This window comes from Oscillatoria sp. CS-180 (assembly GCF_028330965.1).
Taxonomy (GTDB): domain Bacteria; phylum Cyanobacteriota; class Cyanobacteriia; order Phormidesmidales; family Phormidesmidaceae; genus Halomicronema.
Genome location: NZ_JAQMUB010000067.1, coordinates 15964 through 29167 on the forward strand (window position 1 = coordinate 15964; position 13204 = coordinate 29167).

General features: G+C 54.1%; 8 protein-coding genes. 3 read left to right on the top strand and 5 right to left on the bottom strand.

Annotation, left to right across the window (positions count from 1 at the left end; genetic code table 11):
- Positions 1–27: 27 nt before the first annotated feature.
- From PN498_RS15740 to PN498_RS15760, 5 genes are all read right to left on the bottom strand, one after another.
- Positions 28–264, bottom strand: a complete 237-nt coding sequence (locus PN498_RS15740) for a hypothetical protein (RefSeq protein ID WP_272063814.1) — start codon at positions 262–264, stop codon at positions 28–30.
- A 553-nt stretch (positions 265–817) separates the two neighbouring features.
- The gene (locus tag PN498_RS15745; protein ID WP_272063815.1) at positions 818–5218 is read right to left on the bottom strand and encodes an AAA-like domain-containing protein; all 4401 of its coding nucleotides are present in this window, start codon (positions 5216–5218) and stop codon (positions 818–820) included.
- 176 nt (positions 5219–5394) lie between these two features.
- Positions 5395–7245 carry an AAA-like domain-containing protein gene (locus PN498_RS15750; protein ID WP_272063816.1) on the bottom strand — a complete coding sequence of 617 codons (1851 nt, stop codon included), beginning with the start codon at positions 7243–7245 and terminating at the stop codon, positions 5395–5397.
- A 271-nt stretch (positions 7246–7516) separates the two neighbouring features.
- Positions 7517–8893 (bottom strand): sensor histidine kinase, encoded by a 1377-nt coding sequence (locus tag PN498_RS15755; RefSeq protein ID WP_272063817.1) that lies wholly within the window; start codon positions 8891–8893, stop codon positions 7517–7519.
- A 55-nt stretch (positions 8894–8948) separates the two neighbouring features.
- Positions 8949–9623: a HEAT repeat domain-containing protein gene (locus PN498_RS15760; protein ID WP_272063818.1), complete on the bottom strand. Its 675-nt coding sequence runs from the start codon at positions 9621–9623 to the stop codon at positions 8949–8951.
- A gap of 227 nt (positions 9624–9850) precedes the next feature.
- Here PN498_RS15760 and PN498_RS15765 point away from each other — a divergent pair, with 227 nt between their 5' ends.
- Genes PN498_RS15765 through PN498_RS15775 form a run of 3 tightly spaced genes read left to right on the top strand, consistent with a single transcriptional unit; the run spans position 9851 to position 13154 of the window.
- A complete protein-coding gene (locus PN498_RS15765) occupies positions 9851–10528 on the top strand; it encodes a hypothetical protein (protein ID WP_272063820.1) in 678 nt (225 codons plus the stop codon).
- 12 nt (positions 10529–10540) lie between these two features.
- Positions 10541–11203, top strand: a complete 663-nt coding sequence (locus tag PN498_RS15770) for a response regulator transcription factor (RefSeq protein WP_272063822.1) — start codon at positions 10541–10543, stop codon at positions 11201–11203.
- 31 nt (positions 11204–11234) lie between these two features.
- On the top strand, positions 11235–13154 hold the full coding sequence (locus PN498_RS15775; protein WP_272063824.1) for a sensor histidine kinase: 1920 nt from the start codon (positions 11235–11237) through the stop codon (positions 13152–13154).
- Positions 13155–13204 lie beyond the last annotated feature (50 nt).

The window sequence follows — 13204 nt, forward strand, 5'->3', positions numbered from 1 at the left end:
TCAGATGGCTATGGCTGTCTTTGAACGTTACGGCAAGGTCCGTCTGCGGGTCATGACGCTAATGTACTCACCGCTGCGGCCTGTGGGCAAAGGATCGCTCCAAGCCGTTCTATCGCAATACCCCAGCGCTGCCAAACGCATCATCACCGCAATGAGAGCGGCGTAGTCGCCCAGTAGAATGTGCCGCACCGTCTCTTGATTAAAAGACGGCAGGTTAAACGCAGAAGAGACCGGAGCCTCTTCACCAGCATTCGATTGAAACATGACGGGTTATCTCCGTTTTCGTCTTAGGAAAACGGGGAACACTCCAGCTCCCTATGAGAATAAGTTGCCCAGGATTTCCTACAGCGCCGCCAACGCCCGCTAGAACGGGCTTCGATGACCCTAGTAGAATTCCACACAACTACAGCAAGCCTGCATAGTGCAGACTCCAATGCAGTTGGCAAATTACCTCGTGTAGCGGTAGGACAAGACAGTCGGAATACAATGACTCCAGGCGTCTCGACTTACCTAGCTTAAGTTCGGGATGTTCAGGGGATTTGAGAGGTCGCACCCTCTCTCTTCCCCGCCTGAAACCATTCCCCGCAAGCTACACCCTACAAGAAGCCGGGCAGGAGTTCAACCGTAGTCGCCCACCAACATTACTTTCCCCTCCAGGGAGGGGCTAACAGGGTAGGTCCTCCAGGGAAAGGCTAACAAGGTAAGTCATCTTAGAAGAGGTTGATAGGGTGAAGATCCCCAAACCGGCAGTACAGATTCATGCTCGACAAAAAAGCAGTGTCCCTCTACACGACTATTGATAATGACCCATTTCCTATCACTCTTTACCCAAAAGAGTCTGTCCTACTTCCTGAAAAGAGGGCCTCAGCCCACTGACTTCCTCGCTACTACTCTGCTGCTCCAGAAAATCTTCGTAGTCGTCAGGATAGGGTAAATTCGAGCAGGTACGACGGTATGACTCATCACCCAAATAGCGCTGCCATTCCAAAATAGTGAGATTACGAGTGAGTCGTTGGCATGCCTGAGCAATCAGATCTTCAGGATATGTATAGCGAACTTGGGCCGTAGCATCCCAACTGGCGGTTGCTACCCGCTTGCCATCGGGGCTAAAGGCCACTGATTGAACACCGCTATCATGATTTAGACGAGCCAGTTCCACACCGCTGTCGGCGTCCCATACCCGCGCCGCAGCATCGAGACTGGCAGTAGCTACCCGCTCGCCATCGGGACTAAAGGTCACTGATTGGACAACGTCATCATGGTTGAGGCGGGCCACTTCTGTACCACTGGCCACATCCCATACCCGCGCCGTAGCATCAAAACTGGCAGTGGCTACCCGCTCACCATCGGGGCTAAAGGCCACTGATTGAACACCGCTATCATGATTTAGACGAACCAGTTCCACACCGCTGTCGACGTCCCAAATCCTTGCTGTAGCGTCACCACTAGCAGTGGCTACACGCTCACCATTGGGGCTAAAGGTCACTGCTTGGACAACGTCATCGTGGTTAAGGCGGGCCAGTTCCATACCATTGAAGGCATCCCATAGCCGTGCAGTTTTATCAAGACTGGCAGTAGCTACCTGCTTTCCATCAGGACTAAAGGCCACTGCTTGGACATCAAAATCATGGTTAAGACGAGCCAATTCTGTACCGCTAAACGCATCCCATACCCGCGCTGTATCATCCAAACTGGCAGTGACCACTCGTTCTCCATCGGGGCTAAAGGTCACTGCTTGGACAAAACTATCATGATTTAAGCGAGCCAGTTCTGTACCACTGGCCGCATCCCAAATCCTTGCTGTAGCGTCACCACTAGCAGTGGCTACCCGCTCGCCATCGGGGCTAAAGGCCACCGCCTGGACAACGCTATCATGATTTAGACGAACTAGTTCTGTGTCACTATTAGCGTTCCAGACCCGTGCAGTGTCATCGAAACTGGCAGTGGCAACTTGCTCGCCATTGGGGCTAAAGGTCACTGCCTGGACAACGCTATCATGATCTAGACGAGCCATTTCAGTACTACTATTAGCGTTCCAGACCCGTGCAGTGTCATCGAAACTGGCAGTGGCAACTTGCTCGCCATCAGGGCTAAAGGTCACTGCTTGAACAGCACTGCCATGGTTGAGGCGAGCCAATTCCGTACCAATGACGGCGTTCCAGACTCGTGCTGTAGCGTCCCCACTAGCAGTAGCTACTCGCTCTCCGTCAAGGCTAAAGACAACCGATTGAACAATACCATCATGGTTGAGGCGGACCAGTTCTGCACCACTGACAACGTTCCATACCCGTGCTGTATTATCAAGACTGGTAGTAGCTACTCGTTCTCCATTAGGGCTGAAGGCAACCGATTGGACGGCGCTACCGTGGTTAAGACGAGCTAGTTCTGTCCCATCAGTAGCATCCCATATCCGCGCCGTAGCATCTCCACTAGCAGTAGCTACTTGCTCTCCATCAGGGCTGAAGGCAACCGATTGGACAGCGCTACCATGGCTAAGACGAGCTAGTTCTGTTCCATCAGTAGCATCCCATATCCGCGCCGTAGCATCTCCACTAGCAGTAGCTACTCGCTCTCCATCAGGGCTGAAGGCAACCGATTGGACAGCTTTCTCATGGTTAAGACGAGCCAGTTCTATACCGTTGACAGAATTCCATATCCGCGCTGTGGCGTCCCAACTAGCAGTAGCTACTCGCTCTCCATCAGGGCTGAAGGCGATCGCTCGCACTTCAGAGGTGTGTTCTCCCAAAGCAATTCCCTGGGTTCCCAGTTGAATACTCAATTCATAGCGACCAATTTCTTGTGCTTTGTACGAACTAACAACAATTTCATAGTCACCAGTAGTAGGTAAAACAATATTCGCACCTGAATTCCAACCATCTAACCCATCGTCATCTGAGGCTATAAGCTGCCCCTCTTCGTTTAACAAATAGAGATATGTATCGAAATCATTGCTTTTAAGCTTAATGAATATCCGTTGCCCAGCCTCCCCGAATAACTTGTGAATGGCAAAATACCGCTCTTCAGATAGAGTTTCATCTGATAGTTTATTTTCGACGTGTTGATCCAGGTATTGACTTGTCTCCAGTTGACCTGAAAACTGCTGAATAGTGAGTGGATTAGCAGCAATATCGGCTAACCTTTGCACAACCGCTAGACCATCGTTACTGATTGAAACCACTGCTGAGCTATCAGCACTAAACTTCAAAGTATTGACATTACTAGCATGGTTATAGATGAGACGAGTCTCTTCGGTTCTCAAATTCTGTAGAGTGATGGTCCCGTCATCGTTACCCATAGCTAGGTAACGACCATCAGGACTGAACGTTATGGAAGAAGCATCTTTATAAAGAGCTAGTTGAGGAGCTAGCAGAGTATAGTGTCTCAATGCAGCATCTGCACTCCCTATAGAAATCGTTTCCTCAACAGCCAGAAAACGTTGAATTGCCTCCACTGCTAAAAGAATACTGGCAGGTAGTAAGTTGCCTCTCAGACGTCGAGTAGAGTCTGCCTGAGCTGCTAACTGTCTTGCTAAGGCGATTTGCTGCTGCTTCTCAGCGCGCAGGGTTGCTTTTTCCGCGCTTTCGGTAGCTGCTTCAGCAACAATACGCCCCTCCTCTGCATCTTTCCTAGCCGCTGCCTCTGCTAGTCGGGCCTGCTCCGCACCAAGCCGCTGCTGTTCCGCAATTCGTCTCTGTTCCGCCTCTGAAAGACGGGCTATTTCTGCCTGCTGTTGCTGGGCTTCGGCTTGTTGTCGCTGTTCCTCAGCCTGTTGTGTTGCTATCTCAGCTTCCTGCTGCCGCTGTTCTGCAAGCTGCTGCTGTTTCTCAGCTTCGTCTAAAGCTACTTCCGCATTGCGAGCCTCTGCTTCAGCTCTTTGGGCTTCAGCTTCAGCTCTTGCAGCTTCGCCCTCAGCCCGATCGCGCTCCTCCTCAACATCCTCTAACGCAGCAGTCGCCCGTCCCCGCTCCCACAGCGCCCAAGTCATCAGCCCCCCCATTAACCCCATCAGTACAACGCTGGCGGCAATGGCTCCCTGCAAGCGCTTAATCCGCTTACGCCAGTTAACGGGTAAATTCTCCCGAATCCATTCCCCATCAAACACCGTGGCATAGATGTCGTTCCGTACCCGCAGCGTCCGATCCGCATCCTGCTTCACAATGCCCGACAGCTTCAGGTGCGATTTGATCGGCGATTGCTCCTCATCCTCAATCAGCCGACGTTTTCGCCAAATATCTCTATAGGTCGTCAGCACGGCGTAAAGGTCGGGCGCCCGCTGGGTGAGCATATCGCGGACAAACTGCAAGTTGTTGTCGCGGTTGGCCATCGTACCGAAGAAGGTGGCGGCAACGATGTGGTCAATATCGTTGTTGGTTATTCGTCGTTCGTTATGGGTTATAGGCTGTAGGTTATGGGTTTCTGCCGATTTCTGATTTCTAACTTCCAGCCCCTGGTTTCTGATGTCTTCGGTGACGGCTTGGCACAGGCGCTGGGTTAAGTAGGGGTGACCGCTGGTCCACTGCAATATTTGGGTCAGGACCTGTTGGGCGTCGGGGTCGGGTAGGCCGAGGCCAGCGGCGAGGGGGGCGGCGTCTTGGGGGGTGAAGTCGGTAAGATCTACTCGCTGGCCGACGTTGAAGGGGGTGCGGCGAGAATCGCGGATCAGGTCAGCGGGGGTGGCGACGCCGATGAGGACGAAGGACAAGCGATGGAATTCGGGATTTTGGGCGCGGTCTGTGTAGAAGTAGCGCAGGGCGATAAAGAAGTCGTCGGTGAAGTCGAGGCTGAGGGTGGTGTCAATTTCGTCAATAAAGACCACCACGGGGCCGTCGATTTCGGTCAGCACCACCTCTTTGAAAAAGCGAGTGAGGCGTTGGGCAAACCCCAGATGGGCGCGGTCTTCCCACCAGTCCAGCAGGTCGGTATCCAGATCGAGCTGTTCTTCGATCTCGGTGAGCAGCCCCAAGTACCATTCTTCTTGAGAAACGCTAGCGCCAATGGGCTGGAGGTCAACGATCGCCGTACAAACATCCTCGTCCCGCAACTGCTCCGCCGTTCGCACCATCAGGCTGGACTTCCCCATCTGTCGCGGCGTCAGCACATAGGCAAAGGTGCGGCTGCGACAAAGCTCTAGCAGTTGCTGATCCGCCTGCCGAGGAATGTAAAGGCCGCTGCCGGCTTGCACGGTACCGCCGACGGTGTAGATGCTTTGCTGTGCCATGGGGGGTTAGGGGGTGGTTGGGTGATGGGATGATGGAGTTTTGAATTTTGAGTTTTGAGTTTTGAATTCCTTAAAGTTGAGAACTCAAAACTGAGAACTCAAAACTAAGAACTGAGAACTTCTTTACTTGCGCATAGCCTTCGAATTGATCGTTCATATCTGTAACCCAAAATTCCTCAGCCTAAATGCTGCTGAAAATATTGCTCATAGAGCTGACACCGGGGTAAAACTTCAACGCCGTTGCTGCTGCTGCGCTGGACGAGTCCTGCGCCTCGGAGCCGGAAAAAGACGCGCTCGTCGGCGCAGGTGTGGGTGTGGATGACCTGGAGGAAGCCCTGCACCAGTTCGGGTTTGTCGTACATGCGAAAGAGGTGATAGCGCAAATGATCGCCGAAGGGACCGCGCTCTTTGTCGGCCTGATCAAACAGGTCGTGGGTGCTCAGGGTTCCGGTGACCACCAGGTAAAGGGCTTTGCGGACTAGGTAGGGATGTCCATTGACAAGATCCATCAGGCGCTGAAGTTCCGACGCAGTGAGGGGATCGCCGTGGCGCTGGTTGAGGTCAGCCACCTGAGCAAAGTCAAAATCGGTGAGTTCGATGATTTGTCCCACATTAAAGGGGGACTGGTTGAGGTTGTCGATCAGCTGGTAGGGTTCGGTGGAGGTCACCAGGGCGAGGTCAAGCTGTTTCCAGGCGGGTTTAGTAGCGCGGTTGTTGTGCCAGCTCCGCAACATGCCAAAGAAATCGGACCGAAACTCCGTGTCAAACATGGTCTCCACTTCGTCCATCGCTAGCACGAGGGGAGCCGCTAGGGTGGGCAGCAGGTACCTGCCAACGTAGCGAGTGCAGCGCTGGGTGTTGCTGAGACGCCGTTTCCAGTACTCATCCACCTGATCCTCCAAGTCCAGCTCATCCGTGAGCCAGGCACAGAACTCGGGGAAAAACGTGTCGGGGTCGGTCAGCGAGGCCTGATCAAACAGTTGAAAGTCCAGAAAGGCCACCCGTTTCCCCTGCTCATGGGCTGTGCTCATCACCTGATTGAGCAAGGAACTCTTGCCCATCTGCCGAGGCCCTTTGATGGTAATGGTGACGCCCTGCTGCTGAATCGTGCTCTGGGCAATCTGGTCAAACGATCGCGCCACATAAAACTGAGACTCCGGAGCCATCGTCCCCTCCGGTAGCTCTAGCGGCAGCGCCTGACGCGAGGACCGGGGTTGAGCCGAGGGGGTCGGGCGCGGCACGGCGACGGGTTTAGGAGCCTGAATAATTTGGGCTTTGTCGGCAGGCGTTGCCAGGGGCAGGGTGCCGCCTGTGAGGGCCTGCCGAAGCTCCTCTAAAAGACGCGGCGTGTCCGCCGGGGATTCCCAAAAGGCCCACTGAATCGGATCGAGATACACGCTGAGGGGATACTGGAACGGCTCTCGGTAAGCTAGCCGCACGGGCAGAATTTGGGGATGGCCGTGAGTCCGGGCAAACTCGTGGGCCATCTGCACTTCCCGCTGCACCATCTCGCTGCTCACGGCGGGTTCCGACAGCAGCACAATTAGCGCTTCTGCCTGCTGAATTTCGTTGCGAATCTGCTCCACCCAGTTCGCCCCCACCGTCATCTGCTGATCAATGAACACGGTGTATTGCTCACCCAACGCCTCACGCAGAGACAGCGCCAGGGGTTCATCTGGTTCCATTTCTCGCTTGTAGCTGATCACAAGACGGCCTAGCGAAGTCTCTATGCTGCTGACAGGAACCGGATCTTTATCCGATGCTGAAGGACGCGGCAGGTCCGGAACGTAGTCCACTAGCAGCTCATAAACCGCCACCAAACCACAACCGCCCTGCCCTTCGGCCCAACCTAGCAGCTCCCCCGTGCGCGTTCCCTGTTGTGTTTGAGCGGGAGAGACAATGCCCGCTGGAGGATTCAGCGCAAAGAGGATTTCGTCAAAATGAGCCGCAGGTAGCCCCTGCAAAGCCCGATAGAGCCGCAGCCGCTCAGCGCGATCGCCCTTGTTGTTTCTGGCTTTTGCAGGCATGGATAATGGAGGCCCATGAAGGCAGGACGCTTTTCTCCGTCCATCATAGGTGAAGTTACGGAGACGGTCAGCCGCATAACGCGATGGAGATATTAAAAAAATGTGCCATTGAGGTCGCAGTCCCTCAATGTCTGATCCCTTAGGCAACAGTCGGTCTAAGCGTCAGTTGACAAGGCTTCTGACTGCTGTTTGCAATGGAATACAAGGCAATTGCTCGGCTTCGTTAAAGCGGGGACTGGAGGAAAATATTGATTGATGACGCCTTAGAGGACTAAAGCAATAACTCCGGTTTGACGGGTAAAACGACGGTGACCTCGGTGCCTTGGTTGGGAGTGCTCTGGAGGTGAATGTCGCCGTGGTGGTTCTCGACGATGACTTTAGCGATCGCCAACCCCAATCCCGATCCGGTGGCGGCGGAACGCTGGCGAGCCGGGTCAGCCCGATAGAAGCGATCGAACACGTGGGGCAGCGCTTCCTTGGCAATCCCCATCCCGTTGTCCTTCACCTTAATCTGGATCGCTGGCAGACTCTGGAGACGGCCTTCAGCAAAGCTGACCACAACGTCACCGTGGTCGGGGGTATATTGCAGACTGTTGCTAATTAGATTGGTGAATAGACGGGTCAGCTGATCGGCATCTCCCAACACAGTCCAGGTGGCCTGTGCCGTTGCTGTTCCCGGATCATCGACTAGGGCCAGCAGGACGTTCTCGCAGGCTTGGCATGTGAGCGAGATCGCCTTGTTATCAGCAATGGCACTCTGCTCCTCAATCACGTCTGCTAGCAGCAGCGGCAAATCGACGGGTTCTTCCTTCAGAGGGGCTAACCCCCCCTCCTGCCGAGCTAAGAACAGCAAATCATCAACCAACCGACCCAGACGACGAGTCAGCCGCTCAATCACGTGGAGATGCTGCTGTTGAGCCTCCTCGTCCGTGTCCAGTTCCGCCAGCGCCACCTGCACATTGGTCTGAATGACCGCAATGGGATTCCTTAACTCATGGGAGGCGTCCGCTGTGAACTGCTTAAGCTGATGGTAAGAGTCCCGTACCGGGGCGATCGCAATGCCCGACAGCAGCCAGCCCACCGTCGCCACGGCTGCCACCATCAGACTGATGCCCAACGACAGGTCTTGCAGTAGCTGACGACTGGGTTTCGTCACCTCAAACCAGGGATGACTGACCCGCAAATAGCCCAAAATCTGGTTGCCCGCCACCACTCGTTCCGTGACCTGACGCACCACCTGCTGATCACTGACATGCACCGTTTCCCCCGAAGGATTAACCTTAATGGCTAGATCAAGCGGCTCTGAAAGTGTAGACCACAGCAGCTTTCCCGTTGGACTGAACCATTCCAAATCAATGTGGTCGTCTTCGTTCGTGGGGGCGCTGTCTCGAAAGCTAGCTTCAATATTGACCCGCATCGGCGGCTCTACCATGCCGATGGCCGTCAGCACACGATCGCCCACCGCCCCACCTGGTTCGATGACTAGCGATCGCTGCACAATCTCCACCACGTGGTTGAGGGTGTCATCCACTCGCTCCACCAGCGTCGTGCGAACGTACCAGTAAACCCCGCTGGCAAACACCAACAGCACCACCGCGGTTACCGTTGTGTACCAGAGGGCTAAGCGTCTGCGAGTTGTTTGAAACATCAAGGGGTTGGGGATGAAGATGCTTCAATTGTGCCTTGACGCGGTGGGGTTGAGCTTAGCGATCGTGATCGTGGAGGCGTTGCAGAGAAATGCGAGCGGCTTGAGCAACTTGGGGGTGGGCATCTCGCTCTAAAAAGCGCAGGGCCGATTCAGTCTTAGGAGCAGGCAGATGGCCCAACGCTTCCGCCAATCGTTGACGCACCAGCCAATCTTCAGACTGGGCAAAGTTGAGAATATCTTCCACAGCGCTAACGTCGCCAATCTCACCGATCGCGGCGATCGCGGCCTGCTGAATGACGACCTCCTCACACTGCAAAGCTTCTACGAGGACGTCATGGGCACGGGGGTCCTTGAGATTGCCCAGCGCCACTGCGGCACTGAAGCGCACCAGCCAATCCGTATCCTCATAAAAGGCCCGCACAAGGACTTCAAACGCCCGGGGATCTTCCAAATAGCCCAAAGCACCCGCTGCATCCGCCCGAATACCATAGTCGGGATCAGTTTCAACCAGCTTCACGAGAATGTCGTAAGTTTCCTCGTCCGGCTTTAGCCCCATCGCAAACACAGCCATCGATCGCACCTGCAGATTGGAATCATTGATCACTTTTCTCACGAGAGGAGCTGCTGTCTCAGCCTCAACGTTCCGCAGCATAGCCAGTGCCAACATGCGGTCTCTAGAACTCTCGCTCTCCAGCTGTGTAGAAATGTTTTCAAGATCCAGGGATGTCATAATTCAGTCCAATTTTCACAAAACTTTACTTTGTTGTATTCATAGTAACGGTTTTTCTGGAAAGTCTGCTAACCGCCAAAGGATGATATTCGAAAACGCCTTCACCCCTCCTCAGCGTCAGCTGACAGCTTTGCGCCAACAGATTTGCTTAGACATGAAATAAGACTGTCGGTAAACTGCGATAACCTCAGGCGGCTGGGTTAAGTAATCTGATATACAAGGCAGCTATGGCAGGAGATCTTAACTTGGGGACCGAACGATCGCATCCCACCAACCTACTGCGTTGGTGGCATCAATATCAGGCACAGATGCTGAATCAGGAAACTGACTTCATTCGCAATGGTCTGCTGCAAGAGATTATCGCGCTCCGTCGCCGCTTGGAGATTGACTGTCAGGCTCAATCCCAATCCGAGGTGGACTGCGAAGCTCACTTAGCGGCTATCAATCGGTTCTATGCTTTGGTGGAAGATTTTTGCGATCGCCTACAGTCCCCTTATCTGCAAGAGTCTCTGCCACTGGCATTACAGCATGTGATCCAGCCTTGGCAAGATCGGCTAAACCTAAACCTTGAACTACCCAGCGTTTGGAGTTTGGAGCAAGTTGAGCACACGCGGCTCCTAGTGCTGCTGGTGAAAACGCTGCTTCAGCAACTGCTAGAAGCGGAGGAATTACCACAAACCCTGACCCTGAGTTTAGAGGAGCAAGGCAACGTCAAATGTTTGACCCTATCGGCAGACTACGCGACCTTACGCCCGCCATCTTTTTGGCCATCCCTCCGGCGATCGCTCAGTCCCTTTCTACAGACTTTTCAGCTTTTTACCCAAGGCGACTGTCAGGAGGTGGTCCAGCCTGATTCGTTGTCCCTAAAATTATCCTGGGCCATTCCTGTACTAGCTGATTCATAGAGCGATAGATCCATGACTTCCCCCAATGACCCCTTAAAGCTCCTTGTTGTCGATGATCATGAAGCTGTTTTAGGCGGCACCGTCATGACCTTAGAGAAAGAGTATCCGCAAGCCACCATCCGCACGGCAGCCACCGCTCAGGCCGCCCAAGAGGAACTGGGCTACGGTGCTCCTGATCTGCTCATGATGGACTTGTCGATTCCTCAAACCCCCGGCACAACGTCAGAAATTGAAGCGGGAATTGAGCTATTGCGATCAATCCTAGAGACTTATCCCGATCTCAATATTGTGGTGCAAAGTGCCCATGTGCGATCGCTGGTACGCCTCAAACCCGCCATTGATGCTCATCAAGCAGGTTTCACCATTGCCGACAAAAACCTGCCCATGAAAGAAATGCTCACCAAAGTCGATTGGGCCCTCAAAGGACTGATCTACACCCCGCGTGACATGCGAGCCGGCATTGAAGTGAAGCCGGAATGGTTGGAAGTGCTGCGACTGGCCTTTAAAGAAGGATTGCAGGATAAGGCGATCGCCGAGAAGATGAACGTAGCCGAAAGAACCGTACGCCACTACTGGACCAAAGTACAGGATGCCCTGGAGGTGTATCCAGAAGCGGGCAAAAACATTCGCATTCAGACCGAAATCCGGGCGCGGGATGAAGGACTAATTGACTAGCCAAGGATGACGGATGAATTAAGGAGACTATGTGACAAACTCCAACAACTCTTCCCAAATCTGGCAGACCATTTCTAGAGCAAGTTGGCAACGTCGCATCCTGCCAGGCGTCACCGTTATTGTGCTGATGCTGGCGCTGCGTGCTTTGGGGGCTTTCCAAGAGCTTGAGTGGAAAGCCCTCGATAGCTTTTTACGATGGCGTCCCGCCGAACCGACCGATAAGCGACTGCTGATTGTCGGCATTGATGAGCAAGACATTCAGGCCGTCGGCACGTATCCCATTCCCGATGCCAACTTGGCAGCACTGATTACTCGGCTCAAGGAAGCTCGCCCCTATGCGATCGGCATCGATATCTATCGAGATTTTCCCGTCGAACCCGGCCACGCAGACCTCACTGAAATCCTGGCCGAGTCTTCACAGGTCTTCGGCATTGAAGCTATCCTCAGCGACACCGTGGCTCCACCGCCGCCACTGCCGCCTGAACAGGTCGGCTTTAACGATTTTCCAATCGATGCCGATGGCTTTGTTCGCCGCGCCTATTTAGGAGCCTTTCCCCCTGTCGGGCATCCCACGGCTGACGAGTTTCGGGTAGCTTTTCCGCTCGTCCTGGCTGAGGCGTACCTGGCTCAACAAGATCTCTTTCTCACCAACGGTCAACGGAATCCAGAGAACATGCAGTTTGGTGACACTGAGCTGATTCGGTTCTCTGCCAACTCCGGCAGCTATGTCGGCGTCAACGCCACCGGCATCCAAATGCTGGTCAATGTGCGGAGCGGTCCCTCCCCCTTTGAGCAAGTCTCGATGACCGACGTGTTGTCAGGACAGGTGGATGAGGCGCTGATTCGCGATCGCATCGTTTTAGTCGGCGTAACAGCCCTCAGCGTCAAAGACCAAATCAACTCTGCTGCCGCCAACACGCTTAATCCACGACAGCTTTACGGCGTTGAGATGCACGCCCATATCACGAGCCAAATTCTCAGTGCCGTGCTGGACGATCGCCCCTTAATTGTGGGCTGGGCTGAGGTCTGGGAATATCTATGGATAGTGCTGTGGGGGATTGTCGGCATGGTGCTGATTCGTTTCCTCACCCAGCCAGCCTGGTACCTGCTCTCAGTCGGGGTGATTGCGCTGGGGCTAGTCGGGCTGAGCCTGCTGCTGCTGTGGTGGTTTGGCTGGTGGATTCCCGTTATCCCGACTCTGATTGGATTCACCCTCAACGGACTGGTACTGCCCGGCTTCTATCTTTATGACCAGACCTTGCGATCGCGCATCACCGAACGGCAGCGCGTCATCGAAGAAACCTACGACGCTATTCACAATGGTCCCCTCCAAACGCTGGCCCTCTTGCTCCGGCAAAAAGAAACGTTAGATCCTCAAGTCAACACCCAGCTCGCCGACTTGAACAAAGAACTCAGAACCGTCTACAACCGCTTACAGCAAGAATCCCTGCCCCAAGACGATCAGCTTCAGCTCGGCAGTCAGCAAGTGGTGGACTTACGCAATGCTCTACATGAAGTTCTCTATGAAGTCTACGTCGAAACCCTAAAGCGAGACTTTCCCGGCTTCGACAGTCTCAAGTTCAAGGTCATCAAATTTGAACCCCTGACAGAAACCAAACTGACTCCGGGCGATCGTCGCGCCATTTGTCGCCTTTTGGAAGAAATGCTCTGCAACATCGGGAAACACGCGGTCAATCCCAAGCGATTGACCATTTTTTGCGGCACGACCGAAACGGACAACATTGTTCGTGTAGAAGACAATGGCAAAGGTAATCCCGATAATCTCCCCCTGCCACAATCAACCGCTTCCGCCACAGGTGGTCGCGGCACCCAGCAGGCCCAAGACCTGGCCCATCGCCTTGGCGGCACATTTCAGCGCAGCTTCGAAAAAAACGGCACCCACTGCGAACTTCGCTGGCCCCTACGCCGTCAGTTCTGGTGGAAACGCTAGACGCTTTTCCCCTTTGCTGAAAACGGTAACCGGCTCAACCCTTAACCGCA